This window comes from Pollutimonas rozaliensis, from assembly GCF_048751585.1.
Lineage (GTDB): Bacteria > Pseudomonadota > Gammaproteobacteria > Burkholderiales > Burkholderiaceae_B.
In genome coordinates, this window is sequence record NZ_JAZHOB010000005.1 from 238,253 (window position 1) to 264,311 (window position 26,059).

Genomic DNA, 26,059 nt, shown 5'->3' on the forward strand with positions numbered 1-26,059 from the left:
CCTAGTGACTATCCTTGGGGACCCCGGCGCCGCTCTTGCCGACCAGGAAATCCAGATCGGCGCCCTTGTCGGCCTGCTGCACGTGGTCCACATACAGCTTGACCCAGCCGCGGTGCATCGGCGCGGGCGGCGGGCTCCATGCGGCGCGGCGGCGATCGAGTTCGGCATCGGACACTTGCAAGTGCAGCGTTCGGGCGGGCACGTCGAGTTCGATCATATCGCCGTCCTGGACCAGCGCCAAGGGACCGCCGGCTGCGGCTTCGGGAGCCACATGCAGCACCACCGAACCATACGCGGTGCCGCTCATGCGGGCGTCCGAAATGCGCACCATGTCGGTGATGCCCTTGCGCAGCACCTTGGGCGGCAGCGGCATATTGCCGGCCTCGGCCATGCCCGGGTAGCCCTTGGGGCCGCAATTTTTCAGGACCAGAATGCAGTTTTCGTCGACATCCAGGCTTTCGTCATCGAGCCGCTGATGCATGTGATCGCTGTTCTCGAACACCACTGCGCGGCCCGTATGCTTGAGCAGGGCCGGCGTGGCGGCTGAAGGCTTGATCACCGCGCCATCGGGGCATAGGTTGCCGCGCAGGACGGCGATGCCGGCATCGGGCTTGAAAGGTTCGTTGAAAGCGCGAATGACCTCGCGATTCCAGTTGGGCGCGTCCTTGCAGTTGTCCCAAAGGGTATTGCCGTTGACGGTCAGCGCACCGCGGTCGATGACGGATTCCAGTTCGCGTATGACGGCCGGCAGGCCGCCCGCATAATAGAAATCTTCCATCAGATGGCGGCCGGACGGCTGCAAGTCCACCAGGCAGGGCAGTCCATGGCCCAGCTTGTCCCAGTCGTCCAGCGTCAGGTCCACGCCTATGCGGCCCGCGATGGCCAACAGATGGATGACCGCATTGGTCGACCCGCCTATGGCGGCATTGACCCGTATAGCGTTTTCGAAAGCCGCCCGCGTCAGGATGCGGGACATGACCAGATCATCCTTGACCATCTGGACAATGCGCCGCCCCGAGGCGCGCGCCAGCACATTGCGGCGCGCGTCCACGGCCGGAATGGCCGCATTGCCCGGCAGGCTCATGCCCAGCGCTTCGACCATGCTGGCCATGGTCGAAGCCGTTCCCATGGTCATGCAATGCCCATGCGAGCGATGCATGCAGCTTTCGGCTTCGAAGAATTCTTCCTGGCTCATGTTGCCCGCCCGGACGTCCTCGGACATTTTCCAGACATCGGTGCCGGAGCCCAGTTCGCCGCCCCGGTACTTGCCGTTGAGCATGGGTCCGCCCGACACGCCTATGGTGGGAAGGTCGCAGGACGACGCGCCCATGAGCAGAGAGGGCGTGGTCTTGTCGCAGCCCATCAGCAAAACAATGCCGTCCAGGGGGTTGCCGCGTATGGACTCTTCGACGTCCATGCTGGCCAGGTTGCGGAACAGCATGGCGGTGGGCCGCAACAGCGTCTCGCCCAGCGACATGACGGGAAATTCCAGCGGAAAGCCGCCGGCCTCCCAGACGCCTATCTTTACCTGTTCGGCCAAGCCTCGAAAATGCGAATTGCAGGGCGTCAGTTCGGAATAGGTGTTGCAAATGCCAATGACCGGCCGGCCATCGAACTGATCGTGGGGAATGCCGCGATTCTTCATCCAGGACCGGTAAATGAAGCCATCGCGATCCTGCCGGCCAAACCAGGCCTGGCTGCGGCGCACCGGACGTTCTTTATTGCTCAAGGCCATGCTCCCTTTTCCGAATAATCATCAGATACCGCTATCTTTTCCGGCCGGCACTACATGGTGGGGCCGAGTACCCAAGGCGCGAATTCGTCTTCGCCGAATCCGTGCTCTTCGCTTTTACTGCGGCTGCCCGATGCAACCTCGATGATGCGCTGGAATATTTGCTGGCCGATTTCCTGGACGGTTTTGCCGCCATCGAGAATCTGCCCGCAATTGATATCCATGTCTTCGCTCATGCGCTGATACATAAGAGAATTGGTGGCCAGCTTGATGGATGGCGACGGCTTGCAGCCGTATACCGAGCCGCGGCCGGTCGTGAAACAGATGACGTTGGCGCCGCCGGCCACTTGTCCGGTCGCGGACACCGGGTCGTATCCCGGCGTGTCCATGAAAACCAATCCGTGGCTTTGCACCGGCTGCGCGTATTCGACCACGTCCGACAAGTTGCTGGTGCCCGCCTTGGCGACCGCTCCCAGCGATTTTTCCAGTATGGTCGTAAGGCCGCCGGCCTTGTTTCCCGGCGATGGATTGTTGTTCATCTCGCCGCCCAGGCGCTGCGTATAGTCTTCCCACCAGTGGATGCGCTGCACCAGTTTTTCGCCCACTTCCCGCGTTATCGCGCGGCGCGTCAACAGATGCTCGGCCCCATATATTTCCGGGGTCTCGCTAAGAATGGCGGTGCCGCCATGCCGTACCAGGATATCCATGGCCGCGCCCAGCGCGGGGTTGGCGCTGATGCCCGAATAGCCGTCGGACCCGCCGCATTGCAAGCCCACGGTGATATGGCTGATAGGCACCGGCTGGCGCGATACCTGATTGGCCCGCGGCAGCAGGCTGCGAATAAGCTGAACCCCTTCTTCTATGGTCTTGCGTGTGCCGCCCATGTCCTGGATGGTCATGGTGTGCAGGCGTTCGGATTCGTGCAGGTTCTCGGCGCCAAGCAGCGATGAAATCTGGTTGGACTCGCAGCCCAGGCCGATGAATACCACGGCGGCAAAATTAGGATGGCGGATATAGCCGGCGATGACCCGTCGAAGAAGGTCTATGCCTTCACCGGCCGAGGCCATTCCACAGCCTGTTTTATGAGTAATGGAAACGATGCCGTCGACATTGGGGAAATCGGCCAGGGCATCGCCGCGGAAAGCGTCGGCTATCTGGCGGCAGACCGTGGCCGAACAGTTCACGCTACTGACGATGCCGATGTAGTTGCGCGTGGCCACGCGCCCGTCTGCGCGGACAATGCCATTGAAGGTAAGCGCTTCCGCGGGAGCTTGCTGTGGACGCACGTCGGCGCAAAAATCGTAGTCGCGCTGGAAATCGTGCATGGCCATGTTGTGCAGATGAATGTGCTGGCCAGCGGCGATGTCGCGCGTGGCAAAGCCTATGATCTGGTTGTAGCGGCGCACGGGAGCGCCGCTTGCGATGGCGTGCACCGCCATCTTGTGCCCCGCCGGAATGGCATCGGTAGAAACAAGCTGTTCGCCCGGTATGGCCGTGCCCGGCTTGATGTCGCGGGTTGCAATCAGGACATCGTCATTAGGGCTCAGGCGTATTGCCAGCTGCGCGGAATTGGATCGGCCGATGGACCCGGCCGGCACCACGGTTTCTTGGACCACGTTGTCTCCTGCTTGGTTCTATGACAGCGGCCCGAAGGTTCGCTGGCTGCCTTTTCGCGGCAATGTGAAAGCAGTCTATTACATAAAATTCGACAGGTAAAGTGGTAATACCAAAATAGCTTGACAGTTTTTTTTCGGTATGAAACTCTACGCCTTATCGGTCAGGCCGCCTTACCGAGACTCATAACAATAAACAAGTAGAACGACGCTTCACTCTGCAGCTCCAGTGCCATTCCCTATAAAAGAACCACCCCCGGAGGACGACAAGATGAGCATTAAAACCACCATAAAATTCACGGCTGCCGCCGCAGCCATTTTTGCATCGAGCATCGCCAGCGCCGCCTGGCCCGAACGGCCCATTACCATCATCGTCCCATGGGCGGCGGGCGGCGGTACGGATGCCACGGCGCGCATTGTGGGCACCTTGCTTGAAAAGGAATTGGGCAACCCGGTCAACGTCGTCAACCGCGCCGGCGGCAATGGCGTGGTCGGCCATCAGGCCATAGCCAGCGCCAAGCCCGACGGCTACACCCTGGGCATGCTGACTGTGGAAATTTCCATGATGCATCACCAGGGCCTTACCAAGCTCACGCCCAAGGACTACACCGCCCTGGGCTTGATGAATATCGGTCCGGCGGCGATCACCGTCAGCCAGGAATCGCCCTATCAAAACATGGACGACCTGCTCAAGGCCATCAAGGCCAACCCCGGCAAGCTCAAGGCCTCGGGCACCGGCCAAGGCGGCATCTGGCATATTGCGCTGGCCGGCATGCTTAAAAGCCTGAACATCGACATCAACGCCGTTCCTTTCGTCCCATCCAATGGCGCCGCGCCGGCCATGCTGGAATTGGCCGCCGGCGGCATCGACATCGTCCCCGCCGCACTGCCCGAAGCTCGCGCAATGATCGATGCCGGCAAGGCCCGGCCGCTAGTCGTCATGGCCGAAGGCCCATCCGCGCTCTATCCCAAGGTTCCAACGCTCAAAGCCGCTACCGGCAGTGACTGGAAAATGGGCGTGTGGCGCGGCATAGCCGGGCCCAAGGGTTTGCCCGAAGATGTCCAGGTCAAAATGGAAGCGGCCCTGAAAAAAATCAATGAAAGCGCGGAATTCAAAGAGTTCATGAGCAAGCGCGGATTCGGTATCGCTTATGCCGATCGCGCCGGTTTCGCCAAGTTCATGGACGATGGCGATGCCGCCATGGGCGAAACATTGCGCACACTGGGCTTGGCCAAGTAGGCGCCATGAAAATCAGCAACTTGCTCGCAGGCCTATTGATAGGCCTGGCGGGGATTGCCATTATTTGGTATGCGCAGACCCTGCCGCTCATGCCTGGTCAGGATGTCGGGCCAGGCATGTTTCCCACCCTGATCGGGGCCGGCCTGGTCATTTGCGCCGTGCTGCTCGCGCGGCGCGACCTGCGCGCTCCTGCAAGATCTCCTTGGCTGAGCTTCCCGCCAGAGTTCCGCCATGCGCGGACCCTGGCGGGTTTTCTGCTGGTGCCGACTTCGCTGATTCTGTACGTATGGTTCTCGGAAAGCCTGGGCTTCATTCCAGCCGCCTTCCTTCTGCAGCTGGCACTGTATCTTGTATTTCGCGTTCGCCTTCGAACAGCAATACCTGTAGCCATCGCAGGCGCGCTAGTCATTCATTTCCTTTTTTACAAGCTCCTGGAAGTGCCCCTGCCCTGGGGCATTCTTGACTCGATCGCCTGGTAGAAGGAAACCAATCTCATGCTGGAAAACCTCATTGCCGCCTTCGGACAGGTCTTTGAACTGCATGTCCTGTTAGTCATCTTTCTTTCGGCCACCTACGGCTTGTTCGTCGGAGCCATCCCCGGGCTAAGCGCCACCATGGCTGTGGCCTTGCTGGTGCCGGTCACCTTTTTCATGCCGCCGGTTCCCGCCATTGCCGCCATGGTCACAGCCACCGCCATGGCTATTTTTTCGGGCGACGTCCCGGGCTGCCTGTTGCGCATACCTGGCACCCCGGCTTCGGCCGCCTATACCGATGAAGCCTATCAACTGACCAAAAAAGGCAAGACCGAACTGGCCCTGGGCGGCGGCCTTGTTTGTTCCTGCATAGGCGGTCTGTTCGGCACAGCCGTGCTCATCGCCGCGGCGCCAGCCCTGGCCGAATTGGCTCTCCAATTTTCCTCATACGAGTATTTCTGGCTGGTACTGCTGGGCCTGACCTGCGCGATCTTCATTGCCTCGGCCGACCCGCTCAAGGGATTTGTCTCGCTTTTTCTGGGGCTAATGATTACCTGCGTGGGCATGGGTAACCCCACTGGCTATCCGCGCTTCACCTTTGGCAGCGATGCCATGCTTAGTGGCCTTTCGCTTGTACCCGTCATGGTCGGCATGTTCGCGGTATCCGAGGTTTTGCGCTATGCCGTCAACTCCGCCAAGGAAAGTGGAAATTTCACCGGAAGCATAGACAAGGTCTTTTCAGGCACCCTAAGGCTCGTCGCCAAGTATCCCAAGTCGGTCATGCGCGGCAGCGTGCTGGGTACAGTCGTGGGCGCCCTGCCCGGCGCGGGGGCCGATATCGCGGCGTATATGTCTTACGCGATCAGCAAGAAGTTCTCCAAAGAGCCCGAAAAATTCGGCACTGGGCACCCTGAGGGCATCGTCGAAGCCAGTTCCGCAAACAATGCCTCGCTGGCCGGCGCATGGATTCCGGCGCTGGTGTTCGGCATACCCGGCGACTCCATCACCGCTATCGTGATCGGCGTCCTCTATATGAAAGACCTGAACCCCGGGCCAATGATCTTCATCAACAACCCGGTGTCCATGTATTCCATCTTCATTGTTTTCATCCTGGCCAACCTGCTTATGCTGCCCCTGGGCTATGCGCTTATCAAGCTGTCCAAGCACATACTGCGCACGCCGCGCAATATCCTGATGCCGCTTATTCTGCTGTTCTGCATCGTCGGCTCCTATGCCATCAATAACAGCATCTTCGACGTCGGCGTCATGCTGACCTTCGGGGTACTGGCCTACCTCATGGAAGAGAACGGCTTCCCCATCGCACCCACCATACTGGGCGTCGTCCTGGGCACCATGCTGGAAGAAAACTACATCAGTTCCGTCATCAAGTCCGACGGCAACATCATCGCATTTTTTGACCGGCCCATTGCGGGAACACTGGGTGTCATCACCATACTGATATGGCTGCTCCCGCTGTTTATGCGCCATTTCAGAAAAAAACAGGCGCTTCACATTCTTCCTGGCCAGTAAATGAATAGCCACCGAAGTCGCTTCAACCATATTGAAAAAGGAGATCGCATGGCGGTTCACAATCATTACAACTTCTCGGGCCGCCATGCTGCCATCACCGGGGGAGCGGCGGGCATCGGCTTGGCTATTGCCACCCGCCTGGTGGAAGGCGGGGCCACCGTCAGCCTGTGGGACCGCGACAAGCAAGCACTTGAAACGGCGCAAGCCGCGCTGGGAGCGCAGCATGCCCGCGTCGAACAAGTCGATGTCAGCGATGAGGCATCCGTTCAGTCGGCGGCCGACGCCACCGCCAAAGCCGCTGGCGCCATCGACATCCTGGTCAATAGCGCGGGCATCACCGGTCCCAACACCAGCGTTTGGGAATACCCCGTGGCCGAATGGGACCGGGTCATGCGCGTCAACCTGCGCGGACCTTTTCTTTGCTGCCGCGCCATCGCTCCGTACATGCGCTCCAAGAATTACGGGCGCATCGTGAATATCGCCTCCGTGGCGGGCAAGGAAGGCAACCCCAATGCATCGGCTTACAGCGCGTCAAAGGCCGCCGTCATTGCCCTGACCAAATCGCTGGGCAAAGAGCTTGCCAAAACCGGGATCACGGTCAACTGCGTAACGCCCGCCGCCGTGCGCACCGCCATCTTCGACCAGATGACGCAAGAACATATCGATTACATGCTGTCGAAAATACCCATGAACCGGTTCGGCAAGACCGAGGAGATCGCCGCGCTGGTAGCCTGGCTCTGCTCCGAGGACTGTTCGTTTTCCACAGGCGCCACCTTCGATATATCCGGCGGAAGGGCTACTTACTAATGGACCCGCAACGATACTCCGCCCAGGCGCTGCGCGATTTTTCCCAGGGGCTGCTGCAAGCGGCCGGCATGGCCGCCGCCCCCGCCGAGGCCGTCGCCGACACCCTGGTTGAAGGCGACTTGCTGGGCCACGATACCCACGGCCTGGCCCTGCTGGCTCCCTACATAAAAGAAATCGAAAACAAGACCATGGAAGTGGCCGGCATGCCCGAAACGCTGTCCGACCGGGGCGCGTCCTTGCTATGGGACGGTCGGCGACTCCCCGGCCCCTGGCTGGTCCGGCAGGGCATAGACATCCTTATTCCGCGTGCACGCGAGTTCGGCACCGCCACCCTGGTCATACGGCGCAGTCATCATATTGCCTGCCTGGCCGCCTACCTGCTGCGTGCGGCTGAAAACGGCATGCTTATCACCCTGGCCAGTTCCGATCCCAACGGAGCCAGCGTTGCTCCGTACGGCGGCACTCAAGCCGTCTTTACACCCAACCCCATCGCCATGGGCATTCCCACATCCGGCACGCCTTTCCTGGTGGACATCTCGGCGTCCATAGTCACCAACGGTATGTGCGGCCGCCTGCAAAAAGCGGGCCAGCAGTTCGGCGACGAATGCCTGCTTGATGCGCAAGGCCGCCCCAGCCGCGATCCCGCCGTGCTGTCGGCCGATCCTCCCGGCACCATCATGCCGCTGGGCGGCACCACAGCGGGCCACAAGGGTTTCGGCATGGCCCTGATGATAGAAGCGCTGACAGGCGGATTGGCTGGCCATGGCAGGACGGATCCGCCCGAAGGCTGGGGAGCAACGGTTTTCCTTAGCCTGCACGACCCTGAAGCCTTCGGCGGCTCAAGCGCGTTTGCACGGCAGACCGACCACATTGGCCAGATATGCCGCGACAATCCTCCCAGGCCCGGGGGCGCCGCAGTCCGCATGCCGGGCGACCGCGGCCTGGCGCTGCGATCCGAACAACAACAGAACGGCATCGCCCTGCACCCCACGATCCCCGCAATGCTGACCCAATGCGCAGCCCGCTATGGCCTGCCGTTTCCCCAAGCCTCTGGCTAGAACCCCGCGCGGAGGCTCAACGTATAATGCGCGCCAGGAAACATCAGCCCATGCCCATCAAGATCATCGAACCCCAACGCCTGTACCGCCAAATCAGCGAGCAGCTTCGCACGCTGATCGTGGCCGGCGAATTCCCGCCGGGTTCGCGCCTTCCTGCCGAGCGCGACCTTGCCGTGCAGTTGGGCGTCAGCCGCCCTTCGCTGCGCGAAGCCCTGATCTCTCTTGAAGTGCAGGGCTATATCGAAGTCCATATGGGTTCGGGTATTTATGTGTGCAATCCACCGGCGCAACCCTCGACGAAGTATGATCTGTCCCAAGAGGAAGGCCCGCTGGAAGTCATACGGGCACGCGCGCTGCTGGAAGGCGAAGTGGCGGCAACGGCCGCGAAGGTCGGGCGCAAAGCGCACTTCGATGCCATTGACGAAGCCATCGACATCATGGCTGCCGACACCGAATCGGGCCTCGTCCCCCTGGAAGCCGATCAGCTGTTCCATGTGCGTATCGCCGAGGCCACCGGAAACAGTGTGCTCGTGGGCGTGGTAAAACAGCTTTTCGACCTGCGCATGGGCCCGCTCTTCGATCAGTTGCACAGCCATTTCGAATCCGGCGATGTATGGCCCCAGGCCATCGCCGAGCATCGCAAGATACTCAAAGCCTTGCGAGCCAAAGACCCGGAGCAGGCGCGTATTGCCATGCAGGAACATATGGGGGTTGCGTTCAAGCGCCTGACTTCCAGCCTGACGGAAACGCCCAAGCGCCGCAGGACGGCGGTTCCGCGCGGGCCGATCAATGCCAAGGCCGCCGCAAAGACCAAGGCGGCCAAGACAAGCAAGAAAAAGGAATTGATGAAATGACTACGGAAAAATTCGCACTCGTCACAGGAGCGGGATCGGGAATCGGAAAAAGCATTGCGCTGGCCCTGATGCAAAACGGCTACTCGGTCGCGCTGGCCGGGCGCCGCAAAGAACCCCTTGAGGCCACCGCCCGGGAAGGCGGCGCCCACGGCGCGCGCTCCCTGGTGGTGCCGACCGATGTCAGCCACCCCGACGAGGTCAATCAATTGTTCGGCAAGATAAAGGAACAGTTCGGCCGCCTGGACCTCCTGTTCAACAATGCCGGCATCTTCGCTCGCTCCGTCTCGCTTGAAGAATTGGATTACGAACAGTGGAAGGCGGCCGTGGACATCAATCTGACCGGCGCCTTCCTTTGCACCCAAGGCGCTTTTCGCCTGATGAAGGAACAGCAACCGCGCGGCGGGCGCATCATCAACAATGGATCGATCTCGGCCCATGCGCCGCGCCCTCATGCCGTGTCGTACACCGCGACCAAGCACGCCATCACGGGGCTGACCAAAGCCACGTCGCTGGACGGCCGCAAATACGGCATCGCCTGCGGCCAGATCGACATCGGCAACGCCGCCAGCGAAATGACGGAAGCCATGAGCAGCGGCGTCTTGCAGGCCGACGGCTCGACCCGGCCCGAACCCCTTATGGATGTCAAGCACGTGGCCGACGCCGTGCTTTACATGGCCAGCCTGCCGTTGGACGCCAATGTGCAGTTCATGACCGTCATGGCAACCAACATGCCCTATATCGGCCGCGGCTGACCTCTTGCCTTGCGGCAAAGCCTCCGCGCTCCACCAGGCGGAGGCTGCCCGCCGTCAATCCAGCAGGCTTGCATCCCAAGCGTATACCTTCTGCTCCTGCTCGCCCAGGCCTTCGATGCCTAGTCGCATGACATCACCCGCCTTCAGGTACAGGGGCGGCTTCTGGCCCAGGCCCACGCCCGGAGGGGTACCGGTGGAGATCAAGTCGCCCGGATTCAAGGTGACGAACTGGCTTATGTAGTGCACCAGATGAGCCACATCGAAGATCATGGTGCGGGTGCTGCCGTCCTGGAAGCGCTTGCCATTGACGTCCAGCCACATTGCCAGGTTTTGCGGATCGGCCACTTCGTCGGCCGTCACCAGCCATGGCCCAACGGGGCCGAAGGTGTCGCAGCCCTTGCCCTTGTCCCAGGTGCCGCCGCGCTCGATCTGGTACTCGCGCTCCGACACGTCGTTCACCACGCAATAGCCGGCAACAAAGTCCAGCGCCCGAGCCTTGTCCACATAGCGCGCCTTGCGGCCTATGACGACCCCCAGCTCGACTTCCCAGTCTGTCTTTTGCGAGCCGCGCGGCATGACCACGGGATCATTGGGGCCAGTCGGTGCCGACCATTTGTTGAACAGTATGGGCTCCTTGGGTATGTCCGCCCCGGTTTCCGCCGCGTGATCGCTGTAGTTCAGGCCCACGCAAATGAACTTGCCCATGCCGCTGTAGGGGGTGCCCAAGCGGCCGGGATTCTCGACCACCGGCAGCGAGGATATATCCGTCGCGGCCAGCGACTTCAACTGGTCCGCCTGCAGGGTTTGCGCCGTAATGTCAGGCAACACGCCCGACAGGTCCCGGATCTTGCCGTCCCGATCAAGACAGCCTGGCTTCTCGCGTCCAATCGGTCCGTAACGTAGTAGTTTCATAAATTGCTCTCTATGGTTAGTGGCGTGTCAGTTAGACCAACCGCCGTCGATCACGTGCAATGCACCCGTTGTAAATGATGATTCGTCCGATGCCAGGTACAGCGCCAGCGCGGCGACTTCCCGTGGCCGGCCTACGCGCCCTATGGGCTGGCGCGCGATGAAATCGGCGCGCACCTGCTCCTGGGACTTGCCATACTTGCCCGCCTGCGCGGCGATCCGGTTCCCCAGTGATGGGGACTCCACCGTGCCGGGGCAGATTGCGTTGCAGCGCACGCCCTGGGCAACGAAATCGGCGGCCACCGATTTGGTCATGCCGATGACCGCCGCCTTGGTCGCGCCATAGACGAAACGGTTCGGAACTCCCTTGACGCTGGACGCGGCCGACGACATATTGACGATGGAGCCACGCCGCTGCTTGAGCATGCCGGGCAAGAAGGCCCGCATCGTATGGTACATCGACGCCACATTCAGTTCGAAAGAAAAGCGCCAGGCATCGTCGTCGCAATCCAGTATGGACCCGTCGTGGACATAGCCGGCGCAATTGAACAGCACGTCGATGGCGCCCAGCTCGTCGGCCAAGGCCTGAATCTGGGCCGGCCGCGTAACGTCCAGTTGCCGCGTTCTGCAACCATCCAGGCTCGCCAGCAGGCCCGGATCGATGTCAGTGGCAATAACCTGCGCCCCCTCTTGAATGAACAGTTCGGCCGTGGCCCGCCCTATTCCCTGCCCCGCCGCCGTCACCAGCGCGGTCTTTCCCGCCAAGCGTCCGCTCATGATTATTTACCCGCGCTCAAGACATTTTCAGGTAGCGGCGAGCCATGGTACTTCTGATAGATATCGTTCAGTTTGCCGTTCTTCAGGTTCGCGCGAACCCAGTTGTCCACCCAGCCCTTCAGCTCGGTGCTTTCCTTGTTCAGGCCTATGCCCAGCATGGCGGTCGACAGCACGATCTTGGGCTCCATGTTTTTCCCGGGCGTTTTCTTGTTGATGGCCTTCAGCAAGGGAGGCGCCGTCGCGAAGATGTCGCCCTGGCCGCTGGACACCGCTGTAATCGAGGTTGCATCATCGTCGAAACGCAGAATATTGGTTCCGGGCAGCGCCTGCTTGGTGATTGCGATGTCGTTGGTCGTTCCGCGCGTGGAGATCACCGTCTTGCCGACCAGGTCTTCCAGCTTGGTGATGTTCATGTCTTTGGGCGCGCCGACCACTGCCTGTATTGCGGCATACGGCACCGAGAACGCCACGACCTTTTGGCGCTCGGGCGTAATAGAAAAACTGGCCACGACCAGATCGGCTTTATTGGTCAACAAAAAGGGCACGCGGTTTGCACCGGTGGTTGGCACGATTTCGAGTTTTGCGCCTAAATCCTGTGCCAGCAGTTGGGCGGTTTCAACGTCCGACCCAATGGGTTTAAGCGTATCGTCCTTGGTGCCGAAAGGCGGCGCACCCAGGTCGATGGCTACCCGTATTGTCTTGTCCGCCTTTATTTTGGCCAGGTCGTTGGCCTGCGCGGGCGCAGCGCCCAATCCCAGAACGCATGCCATGGCGCCCACCATGAATAGGCGCCATGGCGCGCTGCCGCCGGCCTTTACCGTAGTGTGTAAGTTCATTTTCCTGTCTCCTGGTTTCATTGGGCCGGCAAGGCGTCGACGCCGCCGGCTACAAGCCACTACCTGCAACTACATCCTCCATCAGCTCAGCCGCCCAGCATCCGGCGCCCTGTCATACCGCGCCATGAGCAGTGTTCAGTTTTCTCTCCAGCTTGCGGCTCCACATGGACATGGGATAGCAGATCGCAAAGTACAGGGCCGCCGCGCATCCAAAATAGAGAAACGGCTCGAACGTGGAGTTGTTGAGTATCTTGGCGTTGTACGACAGTTCCGCATAGCCGATTACCAGGGAAGCGATCGATGTGTTCTTGACGATCTGCACCATGAATCCGACCGTGGGCGGCGTCGCGATGCGCAAGGCTTGCGGCAGTACGACCAGAACCATGCGCTGGAAGCGGCTGAGCCCCAGGCACTCGGCCGCTTCCCACTGATTGCGCGCCACCGACTGGATGCAGCCGCGCCAGATTTCGCCGAAGTAAGCGCTGGACTGTATGGTCAGCGCAAGCGTCGCGGCGAACAGCGCGGGCACGCTGTTCATGCCCAATAGGTTCGGGCCATAGAAGCAGACGCCCATCAGTACCAATAACGGCGTGCCCTGGATCAGCTGAATATAGGACGACGCGGCACGCCGGACCGGCTTGAGCGGCGAGACCCTGGCCAAGGCAACCGCCATGCCGAGCACGCCCGAAAAAATAAAAGTCAGGCAGGACAGCAGCAAGGTGCCCCAGGCGCCTTGGACCAGATATTCGAACTGCTGGATATTCATGCGCGGCCGCCTTACAAGGCCGTACCCAGCTTGCGCCGGCGCACGAAGACACATTGACCCACCAGCCAGAACACGGCGCGGACCAGCGCGGACAATGCCAGGTAGACCACCCACAGGACGATGAATACTTCGAAGTTGCGGAAGGTATTTGCCTGCACCGAATTGGAGACGCCGAACAGCTCGTTGGCGCCCACCGCCGACAAGATGCTGGTCACAAGCATCAGCAATACATACTGGCTGGTCAGCGATGGATAGACCCGCTCGATGGCCGGCCGAAGAATAATATGCAAGTACACCTGTGTTGGCGTCAGACCCAGGCATTCGGCGGCTTCAAGCTGGCCCCTGTGTATCGATTCGATGCCGGCGCGCACAATCTCGCAGGTATAGGCGCCGATGTTGATGACCAGAGCCAGGATGGCGCCCACCATGATGGGCATGCGCAAGCCAATGCTGGACATGCCGAAGATCAGGAAATAGCTTTGCACCAGCAGCGGCGTATTTCTTATCACCTCAACATAGCCGCCCACCAGCTTGCGCAGCCAGGCGGGACCGCTGCTGCGCGCCACCGCGCACAGGACGCCCAGCACGAAGCCGATCAGCGTTGCCCAGAACGACATCTGCAGCGTGGTTCCCGCCCCTTCCAGGAACATGGGCCAATACGACAGCACGCTTTCGAAATCGAACTGGTAGTTCATGGATTTTCCCGCATGGGTGCTTGTTCGCGGCGGCCTGCCCCGAACAAGAGATGCATATTTTATGGATAAAAATTATTTTGATATATATTCAATTTATCCTATGCCAATACCGTAGCAGTGGTCAATGGGTATGTGGGGTTCCATGGCTAGGGATATCCCTGAAGAAAGCACTGTATTCGTTAGAAGAGTCTATTGATGGGTCGGCATTTCCGGGCTGGACATTTTCTAGGATAAAAATTATATTTTGTATATAAAATTATTTACTTCTCAGACTATGAGCACGACAGCAGAAAACAGGGATAAAACAGCAACGGCCAAACTAGGCACCGTCCGTTATGCCGCGCCGGCGCTGGAAAAAGGCCTTGATATCCTGGAGGCGCTCAGTGCAAGCACCGACGGCTATACGCTCAATGAATTGGCGCAGGCGCTGGGCCGGAACGTCAACGAAATATTCCGCATGGTCGTCACCCTGCAGCGCAGGGGCTATATACAGGCCGACCCGAACGACCGGTATACCCTGACCCTGACCATGTTCCAATTGGCCAACCGCCAGCAACCCATCAAGGCTCTGGTCGGATCGGCGTTGCCTCTGTTGCACGAATTGTCGGAGCGGGCGCGGCAATCCTGCCATCTGGCCATTTACCAAGGCGGCCGCGTGGTCGTCATTGCGCAGGTCGATAGCCCGGAGCGCTGGTCTTTCGGATTGAAGGTGGGTGTGGTGATGGGCCTGACCGACACATCGTCGGGCCACGTTCTGCTGGCCTATCAGGACGAAGTGGAGCGGACGCGCATGCTAAGCAGTCATATCCGCGTCGAAGGCGAGCAGACCATGGATCCGGGCCAGCTGTTTACCTTGCTGAAGGATGTGCGTCGCAACGGCTATTCCCTCATGCCCAGCATCCAGATCCAGGGAGTCACCAACATCGCCTTTCCCGTGCGCGGCATGGGCGGGCGCGTGGTGGCCGCCATCAACGTGCCGCATATTGCGCGCATCGACGGCATGCCCCGTCCCGATATCAGTCAGATTACGGACATACTGGCCGACATCTGCGGACGCCTGTCGATCCGCATCGGCTACGACGCCAGCCTGGAAGACAATGCAGCGCTGGGCCAGGGCCGGCCTTAACGCCCCAGCAATCGCTCGAACACATCGGCGGAACCCATCTGCCCGCCCTTCAGCATGACTTCCACCCCCGTCAAGTGAGACTGGTCGGAATGCATGCCGCACAAGGCGACGCCTGAATCCAGTTGCGCCAGATGGGACAAGCCCCAGATGTCCAGATGGCGCACGCAATGGCTGGATGTATCGCCTCCCGCCACACCCATGCGGCGCGGCTTTGCCGACTGGAGCACCCGAGCAAGGAAGACGCCGCAAGCCTTTGCCAAGGCTGCCGCCGGGATGTCAGGCTGAATCATCCCGCTGGACGGTCCGGCGATATAGGCCAGCACATGGCGTCCTTGGGACATCGCCCGCAGCACGTCGGCAAGCACTGCATCGATCCGGGTGGAGTTCCCCGCCATCAAGGCATCCGCATCCACGGCAATGCGCTGGTAGGACACCGATGCCTCTACCTGCCTGGCGGTCACCGGCGACATGCTGCCCGACAATACAAAAACCGGCCCATCGGGCGGAGCAAGCTTGCTTTCACCGTGCGCGGATTCCGTTTCCAACCCTGCTGTTTCGCGCCAATGCGCAAGCAAGGCCTGCGCCACGCCGCTGGCTCCGACCGCCAGCACAGGATGCCGGCAAGCACGCAGCCAGATAGCCCGCCCGACTATGGGCAAGTGCATGTCATGGCCCACGTCGAACAGGACTGCCCGGGCACCGCCCGCCACGCGAGCGTCGATCAGCGCGTCCAGTTCATCGGGCGGCAGGTCGTAGCTTGGATACTCGATGGAAGCGATGTTCTCCAGGCCCTGCCCGGCCAGATGAAGACGCAGATCGGATTCGTGCATGGGCGTGACCGGATGGCGGCTCATGGTCGGATGCCGATCAAGCCGATAAGCCCCCTCGCCCCTGCGGAATGCCGCAAATAGATTGCCGAACACGCAGTAGCGGTTCAGGTTGGGCTGGCCGCCGACGATGGGCATGAAGGGCGACGCATTCAGGTACCGGCCCAGGATGCCGACAGCGGTCCCTATGCTGCCTATGTCCGGAGAACTATCGAAGGTGGAGCAGGTCTTGTAATGGGTCACGGCCGCGCCCAACTGCGCAAAATATCGCCCTATGCCGTCCAGTTCCCGTTCCTGCTCGGACGCGCGCATGGAGCGTGCCGCGCCGGCAATGCCCAGGCAATCCAGCGCGCCCGCGGCCGCGCGCTGCCCATCCGTGGGTGGCCGCAAAAACAGCATGGCGCGCAGGCCAGCAGCGGATACCGTCGCCAAGGTGTCGGTGGCGCCGGTGAAATCATCGCCGTAGAAGGCCAGCCTGGGCGCGGACAGGGTCATCGCGTCAGTCCTTGCGCGCAAAGAAATCCAGGGCGCGGCGCAATTCGGACGCCTGCTTCGCATACTGCGCCAGATCAATTCCATCGCGGGCAGCCTGCCATGCCTGCCGCAGGCTGGCCACGCCGGCGGCGGCCCCATCGGGATGGGCCAGGATGCCGCCCCCCGACATGAACAACAGGTCGTCATTGCCCACGGCTTTCCAGGTAACCGGCACTGTACCGGCCCACTGCCCCGACGAGAAGGCCGGCAAGACCGCGTCGTCCAGCCCCTCCGCCAAAGGCGCATAGCAATCGCGCGCCGATTCCACGACCTCTTTGTCGCTTTGCGAGAATTTGCCTTGCAAGCCGTGAACATGCATATGATCCACGCCGGCCAGGCGCCATAGCGTCTGATAGGCCTGGAACGAAATACCCAGCAATGGATGGCGCGACAAGGCCCCATAGCCATTGCGATGCCCATGCAAGGCCAAGGGCGTGCTGCGGCGCAGGCTTTGTATGGCGGAATAGCCGCAAGCGTTCAGGCTGGCCATGACGCAATTGCCGCCCTCGCGCTCCACCATCTCGGCGTGCCGGCGCATCGCGTCGGTTTCATCGGTAATGTTGAACGCCACCATCACCGCCTTGCCTGTGCGTTGCCGGTGCTCGCGCACCACGGCCATGACAGCCGGGACACGCTCGGCCAGCGGCGCATGGACGGGATTGGCGCAGACCTCGTCGTCCTTGATGAAATCCACACCGGCCCGGCACAACCGGTCCACCAGCTCCGCTGTTTGCGACGGCGACAAGCCCACATTGGGCTTGATGATGGTTCCCACCAGGGGGCCTTCGGCCACTCCGGTCAATTTACGCGTACCCGCTATGCCCACTTGCGGCATATCGAAGCGCCGCCTGTATTCAGCGGACAAGTGCAGCTCTTCCAGCCGCAGGCCTGTCGTTTCGCCCAAGTCATACAGATTCCCCGCAACGGTCGATGCCAGCGTAGGCAGATTGGCGCCGATATTGCCGACCGGAAAGGAAATCCGCACACGCGCACGCCGCCAAGGTCCCCGGCTGCCCTGCCGCTCCAGCCAGGCATTGGGCAAGGAAGGCTGTGAGGCAAGGTCCAGCAGCTCGACGCTCTCCACAGTGGCCCGGGCCCGCTGGCGCAGCTCATCGGTCTCGCCCTGCACACGGGTAAACGTGCCGCAAGACTGCTCGCCCGCCATGATTTCCGCCACCCGGGCGGGATCGACCGGCGTTTCGATCAGGTAGCTTGCGTAAAAACGGTCAGGACTCATGATGGCGATTCAACAACAAAGGTTAGGCGAGGATCGGGCTGAGGGAACTCAAAGCGTGGCAAGGTCGGGAAAGGCGCGCACGGGATCCTTGCCGTCCCATCCCTGCGACTCGGACCGGATCAGATCGAACAACTTGCCTTTCGGCCCAGCCACTTCGGACAGCTCGATGACGGTGCCGGGATGGTATTCAGTGTCGAAATAGACGAAACGGCCCCGCTCGCCCACCTCGCCGCTCATGACCGGGCGAAAGCCCTGCGCGGTCAACCGCGCAAGGTCGGCGTCATAGCTGCCTGTCCAGTAAGCAACATGCTGCAATCCCGTATTGCCGGCCTGCAAGAAGTCGCGGTACATCGAAGGGACGTCGTTGCGGCACTGGATCAGTTCCACCTGCACGAAACCCGAGTTGGCCAGCGCAACCGAATTGTGCGGTTCATGGCGCTCGCCCCGATATTGATAGTTCTCAATCGGCACCTTGGGGTTGTAGTACCAGGGACCGACACCCAGGGTGCCGCTCCAATACTCCATTGCCGCTTCGATATCCTTGACGACATATCCCAATTGACGAATTTCGCCAAAAAACTTGCTCATCCCTGCTCCTATAAACACATGGCATTCATCCGCGCACGCGGCAAGCCGCGGCCGCGCAGCGGTCCGGCTCGCCGCGCTACTTCGCGCCGGCGATGATCTCTTCAGGAATCGGCACGCCGGCGTACTTCAGGTGAATCTCGTTAAGCTTGCCGTTCTTCAGATTCGTGCGTATCCAGCCATTCACCCAATCTTTCAATGCAGGCTCGTTCTTGCGCATCGCCACCCCCAGCCGATAAGACTGGATCACGAACTTGACCTCGAACTGGCGTTCGGGATTGCGCTTGCTGATCGCATGAATGATGGGCGGGGTAATGGCAACGATATCGGCCTGGCCGGTGGCTGCGGCCGTTATCGAAGCGGCTTCGTCGTCGAAGCGAATCACCTTGGCCTTGGGCGCGCCTTCGCTGATCAGCTTGTCCTGCGGACCGCCGCGAGTCACCGCGACCGCCTTCCCGGCCAGATCGTCCATGCCTTTGAGGGCCAGGCTTTTGGGCGCGCCCACGGCCGCCTGAATAGCGCCATAGGGAATCGAGAAGTCCACCGCCTTGGCACGCTCCGGCGTGATCGACAAGGATGAAATGATCAGGTCGGCCTTGTTGGACAATAGGTTGGGAATGCGAGCCGAGTTGGTCGTTTGCACGATTTCGAGTTCGACGCCCAGGTCTTTTGCCAACAAGCGCGCCGCCTCGACATCCGAACCGACCGGCTGCATTTTTTCATCGACATAGCCGTAGAAAGGCGCGCCCAGGTCGATACCCACGCGTATCTTCTTGGCGGCCTTGATGTCGGACAACGCATCGGCCGAGGCGGTGCCGGCGAAGGTGCCAAGACATGCGGCAACTAGCGTGAAATACAGTGCTTTCTTCAATAACATGGTTGTCTCCGTGAGTTATCGCGTATATGAATTCAAGGGGAATGGCTAGGTGAACGTGCCCGCTGCGGCACTCAAAGCCCATAGGCCAGGAACTCTTTGAGTTCCGGCGTACGGGGATCTCGCAACATGCTTCCCGGGCCGGTCTCCCAGACCTTGCCCTGATGCATGAAGATAATGGTGTCGGCCACCTTGGCCGCGAATTCCATTTCGTGGGTGACCAGGACCATGGTCATGCCGTCGGCCGCAAGCGCTTCGATAACGCGCAGCACTTCGCCGGTCAGCTTGGGATCGAGCGCCGAGGTGACCTCGTCGAACAGCATCACCTTGGGTTCCATCGCCAGGGAACGCGCAATCGCCACCCGCTGCTGCTGCCCGCCCGACAGCTGTTCCGGGTAGGACTGGGCTTTCTCCAGCAGGCCTACCTGCCGCAGCACCCGATCGCTGATTTCGGCCGCCTCGACCTTGCTTCTTTTCTTGACCGCACGGGGCGCGAGCATCACGTTCTGCTCGACCGTCAGATGCGGGAACAGGTTATAGCTTTGAAAAACGATACCCACGTCGGTGCGCAAGGCGCGCAGATCCACGTCCGCTCCATGAACCTGATGGCCGCATACATGGATTTGCCCGTCGTCTATGATTTCCAGCCTGTCGATGCAGCGCAGGGCCGTGCTTTTCCCCGAACCGCTTTGCCCGATGATGGCCACCACCTGGCCCTTGGGAACAGCGAAGGACACCCCTTTCAGGACGGTATTCGCACCGAAGCTTTTATGGACGTTATTCAATTCAACAACAATCGACATTTCAATTCCTTTCAGGTGTTCGGCTGCGGGCGCATTTTGTATTGCAGCCGCCCTTCCAGCTTGCGGCTCCACGCGGAGAGCGGATAGCACATCGCGAAGTAGATACCCGCGATCAGAAGGTAGATCAGGAAGGGCTGGAAAATCGAGTTGTTGATCAACTGCCCCGCGCGAACCAGTTCGACAAAGCCCACGATGGAGGCCAGCGACGTGTTCTTGACGATCTGCACCATGAAGCCCACCGTGGGCGGCGTTGCAATGCGCACCGCCTGGGGCAGTATGACCAGCCGCAGACGCTGGGCGCGCGTAAGCGCCAGGCATTCGGCGGCCTCCCATTGGGTTTTGGCCACGGACTGGATGCAGCCGCGCCATATCTCGCCTAGGTATGCGCTGACGTAGATGATCATCGATATCCCGGCCGCAACCAGGCCGGACAAGGTAAGTCCGGCGATGCTCAGTCCGAAATAGGATACGAAGAGCAGCACCAGCAGCGGTGTGCCTTGTATCAATTGCACGTAAACATAGGCCAGCCAACGGATGGGCCCGACCGGACTGATGCGGCACAGAGCCACGATGCCGCCCGCCAGGCCGCCGCCGACAAAGGCGATAAGGGACAGACAGATTGTCCATACCGCGCCGTCCAGCAGAAAATAAAGGTGATTGAGGTTAAAGCCGCCGGATATCATCGCATCACCCCATTACCTTGATCTTGCGCCGGCGGGCGAACACCATCTGTCCGAATGCCCAGATGCCTATGCGCATCAAGAGCGAAAGCGCCAGATAGGCGACAGCCACCAGGATGTAAGCCTCGAACGGCCGGAAAGTATCGGATTGCACATGACTGGCAACCGCCGTCAGTTCCTCGACCGAAATCTGCGACGTGATGGACGACGCCAGCATCAACAGTACAAACTGACTGGTCAAGGCCGGATAGACGTTCTCCATGGCCGGCAAAAGAATGACATGCCAGTAGACCTGAGCTTTGCTCAAACCCAGGCATTCCGCCGCTTCGATCTGTCCGTCGTGTATGGAGTCCATACCGGCGCGCATGATCTCGCAGGTATAGGCGGCAACGTTGATCACCAGCGAAACCAGCGCGGCGCCGAACGCCGACACATGCCATCCCAGGCTGGCCAGGCCGAAAAAGACCAGGAATATCTGCACCAGCAGCGGCGTATTGCGGATGATCTCCACATAGAAACCGCAAGCGCGGGACAACAGGCGAATAGAGCTGCGCCGGCCGATGGCGCAAAGGGTTCCTATGCACAAGCCCAGCACAGTCGCCGGAAAGGACAACTGAATGGTCAGCCAGGCCCCGGCCAGGAACTGTGGCCATTCCGCCAGCACGCTTGAGAAGTCGAATTCGTAGATCATTCTTTCTATTACCTATGTCTCTGGCGACATGGTATCTGTGCCGCCCGGCTTATGTCCAGCATAGTTAATGATGTATTTTGATTGATTTATAATACGGGTTTTCCCGTATATTCATTATATATGCGGCATAAAATCCAAATACTTATAAATCGTTATTATCCACGTGATTTGATTTGATGTAATAATAAACTCCATCATTCAATGATTCATCAAGTTCGGCCCTCAATCCCACAACAGCGATTCGGCGTGTCCCATGGAAAACTCATACAAGCGGCGCAGCGTATCCCCACGCATCGGGATTGCCGACGTTGCCCGGCAGGCAGGGGTATCCACCGCTACCGTAGACCGCGTACTGAACCACCGTCCCGGCGTACGGCCGGCAACCGTGCAGGCCGTGTTGAAAGCCGCCGCCAGCCTGGGCTACCTGCCTCAGGACGATCTGTACAAAGCCTTGCGTCCGCAGCCCATGCGGCTTGTTTTCCTGCTGCCCGCCGGCACCAACCGCTACCTGAACATGCTGGGCGACTATGTGGATGTAGCGCGCGAGCAGTTGGAGCCTTTCAATGTGCAATGCCGTTGCCGTTACATCGAAGGATTCAACCCCCAGGTCCTGGTCGACAATCTGCTGCGCGAAGGCCGGCGCGCCGACGGCATCGCCTTCATGGCGCTGGAGCATCCTTTGGTTCGGGAAGCCGTCAACACACTGGCCGAAAAGAATGTCCATACGCTTACGCTGATTTCGGATCTGTCCAGCTCGCGCCGGGCGGCCTATGTGGGCCTGGACAACCGGGCCGCGGGACGCACGGCCGGCCTGCTGCTCGGCCGCTTCATCGGACCGCGCTCCGGCAAGGTTGCCATGATCGCGGGCAGCCGCCACTATCGCGGACACGAAGAGCGCGAAATGGGCTTTCAACATATCCTGGAAGAGAAATTTCCGGCGCTGCAGATGGTGGGCTTGCGCGAAGGCCATGACGACGCGCAAACCAATTACCGGCAGTCCAGGCAACTGCTGGACCAGTATCCCGACCTGGTGGGCATCTACAACATAGGCGGCGCTTCCGACGGGGTGGCGCAGGCGCTTAAAGAGGCACGCCGGGATCAAAGCACGGTGTTCATCGGCCACGGGCTGACGCCGGATACCCGCGCGCTGCTGGTCGATGGTTCGCTGGATGCCATCCTGAACCAGAACCTGCACTCCACCATTACGAACAGTGTGCGTATTTTTGCCAACCTGCGTGAAGGCCGCGAGGCCATGGCGGGTGTCGAATCCATGCAGATCAGCGTGGTACTGAACGAGAATCTGCCCTGACAAGAATCTTTGCGCCGCAAAGGCGGCGCCGGTGCTACTATTCAGCGTTTTCCACCACCAAGCGGCAGCCTTTTCGGCGCTGACGCGGGTTAAAGCGCATCATGTCCTCATCTTCCTCGACATCCTATTTGCGCACGCTGTACGCGGGTGCGTTCATCGTGCTTCTTGCCATGGGAGTGCGGGCCACTTTCGGCCTGTTCATGCAACCCATGGGAGCGGATCAAGGCTGGGGGCGGGATGTCTTCTCGATGGCCTTCGCGATCCAGAACCTGGTCTGGGGCGTAGGCAGCATATTCGCGGGCATGCTGGCCGATCGCTACGGCTCGGCTCGCACCATCGTGCTGGGCGCGGCCTTGTACGCACTGGGCATGATAGGGATGCGTTTCTCGCACGACGAGATGTCGCTATATCTGTCCGCGGGCGTGCTGGTAGGCCTGGGACAGGCAGGCACCACCTTTCCCGTGATTCTTCCGGTTGTGGCCCGCGTCGTTCCGGCCGCCTACCGCAGCACCGCCATGGGCATTGCAAGCGCGGGCGGCTCGCTGGGCCAGTTTGCCGTCGTCCCAACCGGGCAATTGCTGATTTCCCAAATGGACTGGACGGGTGCGCTATGGATGCTATCCCTGTTCGTGGCGATTGGCGCCCCGCTTTCGGTATTCCTTAGGGGGCGTCCGGATGTCAAGGCCGGAGAACACAGCCTGAAAAGCGCCGTCCGGCAAGCGGTGGCCGACCGCTCATTTCACTTCCTGTTCTGGAGCTATGCCGTCTGCGGCTTCCACACGGCCTTCATTACGCTGCATCTGCCGGCCTACCTGATCGACGGCGGGCTGACCGCCACCCACGGCGCGACGGCCATCGCCTTCATCGGACTGTTCAACGTCCTGGGCTGCTTCTACGCCGGCAAGCTGGGCGAGCGGCTCAGCAAGAAAACGCTGCTGGCCGGCGTTTATTTCCTGCGCGCCTTCGGCATTCTCTTCCTGCTCGCGGTTCCCTTGACGCCCACAGTCGCCTATATCTTCGCGGCATGGATGGGCATATTCTGGCTGGGCACCGTTCCGCTGACGCAAGGACTGATCGGACAGATATACGGCCTGCGATACGCCGCCACACTGTCCGGCATCGTCTTCCTGGGACATCAGATCGGCAGTTTCATTGGCGTCTGGATGGGCGGCTATGTCTACCAGACGACAGGCAGCTATACAATAGTCTGGTGGGCCGGTATCGTCCTGGCTGTCGTTGCAGCCGTTCTTTGCCTGCCGATCAAGGAACAGGCCCGGGCCGTGCCCGTGCCGGCCTGAAAGGAGCCCAGCCATGCTCGACCGCGACAGCCCATCGACTGAAACCCCCGAAGCCCCTCTGCCAAAACGAGGGCCTTGGCGCTACGCGGGCTTCGCGGCCCTGCTGGTGGTGATGGGGTTGGCATTCGCCGGCTACCTATCGCCTGAGATGCGGGTGCAATGGGCGAATTTTGCGGCGCTTTGCGGGTTCTGAACGCGAAGCCAGCCTGATCGGTACGCCGTCTCCGCAGCGTTGATTCGCAGGCCCCACATCGGGCCCGCCGGCCATCAAGCTGCGGGAGCAAGCTTCAGGCGCGCCGCCAAAGCGTCGCTGGATGCGCGCAACAGCCCAAGGTCGCTGCCTGCCGCAACAAACCTGGCGCCATGGGATGTATAGAAGTGCGCGGAATCGGCCGACCCCACCAGAATGCCCCAGGGCTTGCCGATGACGCGCAACCTGGCGGCCGCATCGAGAATGGCCTGACGCACTTCCGGCGCTTCGGGCTTTCCCAGATGGCCCAAATCCGCCGACAAGTCCGAAGGCCCCAGGAAAACGGCTGCCACTCCGTCCACCGCGGCAATCGCTTCGAGGTTTTGCAAGGCCATGCGCGTTTCGATCTGGACGACGATCGCAATCTGCCGCGCTCCCTCCGTCAAATAATCGGGGTTGCGGCCGAAAGCGTTGGCGCGTGAAGTAAGCGTCAGGCCGCGGAATCCATCAGGCGGATAGCTAGCCGCCGCCACGGCGGCCTGCGCTTCCTCTGCCGTCTGCACAAAAGGAATAAGCAGATTCTGGACGCCGATGTCCAAAAGGCGTTTGATCGCGACGGGATCGTTGGAGGGCGGCCGCACCATGGGGCTAAGCGGATATGCCGAAACCGCCTGAAGGGCTCCATAAATGTCCTTGATGTCGGCAGGCGCATGCTCCATGTCGAAAAGCAGCCAGTCGAAGCCGCCGCCGGCACACAGCTCGGCGGTCACAGGGCTTGGAATGCTGCACCACAGCCCCCACTGCGCGGGGATGGACGGTTCGTGCAAGCTGGTCAGGAATCGGTTGGGGCGGGAAGAAGGCGTCATGATCGGCATATGGGAAGGTGAAAATCAAAGATCGAGGACGAGCAACGGGCTCTTGGCTCGCGAACAGCAAGGCGTGAACTGGTCATTGCGCTCTTTTTCCTCGTCGGTGAAATAAAGATCGCGGTGATCGCACTGGCCTTCCAGCACGCGCGTGATGCATGTGCCGCAGATTCCCTGCTCGCAAGACACCGGAATCTCGATGCCCTTTTCCCCAAGAACCTGCACCACGGTCTGCCCGGCGGGGACTTCATAGATGTCCCCACTGCTGGCGATCTGGACACGGAAAGCGCTGTCCGCGGCAGCGTCCGTCGGCGCGGCCTGGAAATATTCGACATGCAATTGTTCCTCGCCCCATCCTTGCAGGCGGGCGGAGGCGGTGACATGGTCGATGAAACCCTGAGGCCCGCAAACGTAGGCGTGAACATGCGGCCCGGAATCGGCCAGGACGGCGGCCAGATCCAGCCTCTGGTCGGACGGCCCATCGTCATAGTGGAAGCGCACGCGAGAGGCAAAGCCGGAAGATGCGATCTCCTCCCGGAACGCGGTCCGCTCCGGGGTCCGTACGCAATAGTGAAGCTGGAAATCCGCCTGGGCCTTTGCCAGGCGCTGGGCCATGCACAGCAATGGCGTCACGCCGATGCCGCCCGCCAGCAAAATCGTTCGCCGGGCATCAACCAGTGGAAAGTGGTTGCGCGGCGAGCTGATTTCCATCAGATCGCCCTGCCCAATGATGTCATGCATGGCGCGCGAGCCGCCCCGGGAATGCGCATCCCTAAGGACGGCAATACGATAATGGCCGTTATCTTCATCATCATTGCACAGCGAATATTGCCGGACCATGCCATCGGGAAGGCGCACATCGATATGTGAGCCGGCGCTGAAAGGGGGCAGCGGCGCCCCGTCCGGCCGGACCAGTTCGAAGGAGGCGATGTCCTGCGCTTCCTGCAATTTGCGGCGGACTCGCACTTGAATCATTGACATACTTTTCTGTCGCTCG

27 protein-coding genes are annotated in these 26,059 nt (G+C 60.7%); 11 read left to right on the forward strand and 16 right to left on the reverse strand.

Features of this window, described 5'->3' with window-relative positions:
• Window position 1: 1 nt before the first annotated feature.
• Window positions 2-1,729, reverse strand: coding sequence for an IlvD/Edd family dehydratase (locus V0R37_RS11285; protein WP_420374601.1), 1,728 nt, complete (start codon window positions 1,727-1,729; stop codon window positions 2-4).
• A 56-nt stretch (window positions 1,730-1,785) separates the two neighbouring features.
• Entirely contained in the window at window positions 1,786-3,330 is a 1,545-nt protein-coding gene (locus V0R37_RS11290; RefSeq protein ID WP_420374720.1) for a UxaA family hydrolase, read from the reverse strand.
• A 286-nt stretch (window positions 3,331-3,616) separates the two neighbouring features.
• On the opposite strand from V0R37_RS11290, the gene V0R37_RS11295 reads away from it, so the two are divergent.
• From V0R37_RS11295 to V0R37_RS11325, 7 genes are read left to right on the forward strand one after another with little or no spacing between them, the layout of a single operon-like run.
• The gene (locus V0R37_RS11295; protein ID WP_420374602.1) at window positions 3,617-4,585 is read left to right on the forward strand and encodes a tripartite tricarboxylate transporter substrate binding protein; all 969 of its coding nucleotides are present in this window, start codon (window positions 3,617-3,619) and stop codon (window positions 4,583-4,585) included.
• A 5-nt stretch (window positions 4,586-4,590) separates the two neighbouring features.
• A complete protein-coding gene (locus tag V0R37_RS11300; protein ID WP_420374603.1) occupies window positions 4,591-5,064 on the forward strand; it encodes a tripartite tricarboxylate transporter TctB family protein in 474 nt (157 codons plus the stop codon).
• A 15-nt stretch (window positions 5,065-5,079) separates the two neighbouring features.
• Window positions 5,080-6,588: a tripartite tricarboxylate transporter permease gene (locus V0R37_RS11305; protein WP_420374604.1), complete on the forward strand. Its 1,509-nt coding sequence runs from the start codon at window positions 5,080-5,082 to the stop codon at window positions 6,586-6,588.
• Window positions 6,589-6,636: 48 nt separating this feature from the next.
• On the forward strand, window positions 6,637-7,395 hold the full coding sequence (locus V0R37_RS11310; RefSeq protein WP_420374605.1) for an SDR family NAD(P)-dependent oxidoreductase: 759 nt from the start codon (window positions 6,637-6,639) through the stop codon (window positions 7,393-7,395).
• On the forward strand, window positions 7,395-8,453 hold the full coding sequence (locus V0R37_RS11315; protein ID WP_420374606.1) for an Ldh family oxidoreductase: 1,059 nt from the start codon (window positions 7,395-7,397) through the stop codon (window positions 8,451-8,453). Before V0R37_RS11310 ends, V0R37_RS11315 begins: the two co-directional genes overlap by 1 nt.
• Before the next feature lie 50 nt (window positions 8,454-8,503).
• Entirely contained in the window at window positions 8,504-9,307 is an 804-nt protein-coding gene (locus V0R37_RS11320) for a FadR/GntR family transcriptional regulator (protein ID WP_420374607.1), read from the forward strand.
• Window positions 9,304-10,059 (forward strand): SDR family oxidoreductase, encoded by a 756-nt coding sequence (locus tag V0R37_RS11325; protein WP_420374608.1) that lies wholly within the window; start codon window positions 9,304-9,306, stop codon window positions 10,057-10,059. Before V0R37_RS11320 ends, V0R37_RS11325 begins: the two co-directional genes overlap by 4 nt.
• Before the next feature lie 54 nt (window positions 10,060-10,113).
• On the opposite strand, the gene V0R37_RS11330 is transcribed toward V0R37_RS11325, so the two are convergent.
• The 5 genes from V0R37_RS11330 to V0R37_RS11350 form a co-directional block, all read right to left on the reverse strand.
• Entirely contained in the window at window positions 10,114-10,971 is an 858-nt protein-coding gene (locus tag V0R37_RS11330) for a fumarylacetoacetate hydrolase family protein (protein WP_420374609.1), read from the reverse strand.
• Between the two features lie 27 nt (window positions 10,972-10,998).
• Entirely contained in the window at window positions 10,999-11,745 is a 747-nt protein-coding gene (locus V0R37_RS11335; protein WP_420374610.1) for an SDR family oxidoreductase, read from the reverse strand.
• 2 nt (window positions 11,746-11,747) lie between these two features.
• Window positions 11,748-12,581 carry a transporter substrate-binding domain-containing protein gene (locus V0R37_RS11340; protein ID WP_420374611.1) on the reverse strand — a complete coding sequence of 278 codons (834 nt, stop codon included), beginning with the start codon at window positions 12,579-12,581 and terminating at the stop codon, window positions 11,748-11,750.
• Window positions 12,582-12,693: 112 nt separating this feature from the next.
• Window positions 12,694-13,347, reverse strand: coding sequence for an amino acid ABC transporter permease (locus tag V0R37_RS11345; protein ID WP_420374612.1), 654 nt, complete (start codon window positions 13,345-13,347; stop codon window positions 12,694-12,696).
• Between the two features lie 11 nt (window positions 13,348-13,358).
• A complete protein-coding gene (locus V0R37_RS11350; RefSeq protein ID WP_420374613.1) occupies window positions 13,359-14,042 on the reverse strand; it encodes an amino acid ABC transporter permease in 684 nt (227 codons plus the stop codon).
• A 274-nt stretch (window positions 14,043-14,316) separates the two neighbouring features.
• On the opposite strand from V0R37_RS11350, the gene V0R37_RS11355 reads away from it, so the two are divergent.
• Window positions 14,317-15,168 carry an IclR family transcriptional regulator gene (locus V0R37_RS11355; RefSeq protein WP_420374614.1) on the forward strand — a complete coding sequence of 284 codons (852 nt, stop codon included), beginning with the start codon at window positions 14,317-14,319 and terminating at the stop codon, window positions 15,166-15,168.
• On the opposite strand, the gene V0R37_RS11360 is transcribed toward V0R37_RS11355, so the two are convergent.
• The 7 genes from V0R37_RS11360 to V0R37_RS11390 all read right to left on the reverse strand — a co-directional run bounded on the left by V0R37_RS11360 (window position 15,165) and on the right by V0R37_RS11390 (window position 21,399).
• Window positions 15,165-16,490: a four-carbon acid sugar kinase family protein gene (locus V0R37_RS11360; protein WP_420374615.1), complete on the reverse strand. Its 1,326-nt coding sequence runs from the start codon at window positions 16,488-16,490 to the stop codon at window positions 15,165-15,167. The two genes, V0R37_RS11355 and V0R37_RS11360, sit on opposite strands and share 4 nt — an antisense overlap.
• 4 nt (window positions 16,491-16,494) lie before the next feature.
• Window positions 16,495-17,766 carry a ribulose-bisphosphate carboxylase large subunit family protein gene (locus tag V0R37_RS11365; RefSeq protein ID WP_420374616.1) on the reverse strand — a complete coding sequence of 424 codons (1,272 nt, stop codon included), beginning with the start codon at window positions 17,764-17,766 and terminating at the stop codon, window positions 16,495-16,497.
• 48 nt (window positions 17,767-17,814) lie between these two features.
• Complete coding sequence (locus V0R37_RS11370) at window positions 17,815-18,354, reverse strand: VOC family protein (RefSeq protein ID WP_420374617.1); 540 nt, start codon at window positions 18,352-18,354, stop codon at window positions 17,815-17,817.
• A 76-nt stretch (window positions 18,355-18,430) separates the two neighbouring features.
• Window positions 18,431-19,228 (reverse strand): transporter substrate-binding domain-containing protein, encoded by a 798-nt coding sequence (locus V0R37_RS11375; RefSeq protein ID WP_420374618.1) that lies wholly within the window; start codon window positions 19,226-19,228, stop codon window positions 18,431-18,433.
• A gap of 71 nt (window positions 19,229-19,299) precedes the next feature.
• Window positions 19,300-20,028, reverse strand: coding sequence for an amino acid ABC transporter ATP-binding protein (locus V0R37_RS11380; protein WP_420374619.1), 729 nt, complete (start codon window positions 20,026-20,028; stop codon window positions 19,300-19,302).
• Between the two features lie 11 nt (window positions 20,029-20,039).
• Complete coding sequence (locus tag V0R37_RS11385; RefSeq protein ID WP_420374620.1) at window positions 20,040-20,711, reverse strand: amino acid ABC transporter permease; 672 nt, start codon at window positions 20,709-20,711, stop codon at window positions 20,040-20,042.
• A gap of 4 nt (window positions 20,712-20,715) precedes the next feature.
• On the reverse strand, window positions 20,716-21,399 hold the full coding sequence (locus tag V0R37_RS11390) for an amino acid ABC transporter permease (protein WP_420374621.1): 684 nt from the start codon (window positions 21,397-21,399) through the stop codon (window positions 20,716-20,718).
• Window positions 21,400-21,652: 253 nt separating this feature from the next.
• Here V0R37_RS11390 and V0R37_RS11395 point away from each other — a divergent pair, with 253 nt between their 5' ends.
• The 3 genes from V0R37_RS11395 to V0R37_RS11405 all read left to right on the forward strand — a co-directional run bounded on the left by V0R37_RS11395 (window position 21,653) and on the right by V0R37_RS11405 (window position 24,199).
• Window positions 21,653-22,708, forward strand: a complete 1,056-nt coding sequence (locus V0R37_RS11395) for a LacI family DNA-binding transcriptional regulator (protein ID WP_420374622.1) — start codon at window positions 21,653-21,655, stop codon at window positions 22,706-22,708.
• Window positions 22,709-22,809: 101 nt separating this feature from the next.
• The gene (locus tag V0R37_RS11400) at window positions 22,810-24,006 is read left to right on the forward strand and encodes an MFS transporter (RefSeq protein WP_420374623.1); all 1,197 of its coding nucleotides are present in this window, start codon (window positions 22,810-22,812) and stop codon (window positions 24,004-24,006) included.
• Window positions 24,007-24,019: 13 nt separating this feature from the next.
• Window positions 24,020-24,199 carry a hypothetical protein gene (locus tag V0R37_RS11405; protein ID WP_420374624.1) on the forward strand — a complete coding sequence of 60 codons (180 nt, stop codon included), beginning with the start codon at window positions 24,020-24,022 and terminating at the stop codon, window positions 24,197-24,199.
• Window positions 24,200-24,273: 74 nt separating this feature from the next.
• Here V0R37_RS11405 and V0R37_RS11410 read toward each other — a convergent pair whose 3' ends face one another.
• Window positions 24,274-25,062, reverse strand: a complete 789-nt coding sequence (locus V0R37_RS11410) for an aldolase/citrate lyase family protein (protein ID WP_420374625.1) — start codon at window positions 25,060-25,062, stop codon at window positions 24,274-24,276.
• Between the two features lie 24 nt (window positions 25,063-25,086).
• Entirely contained in the window at window positions 25,087-26,043 is a 957-nt protein-coding gene (locus V0R37_RS11415; RefSeq protein WP_420374626.1) for a PDR/VanB family oxidoreductase, read from the reverse strand.
• Window positions 26,044-26,059: the final 16 nt, after the last annotated feature.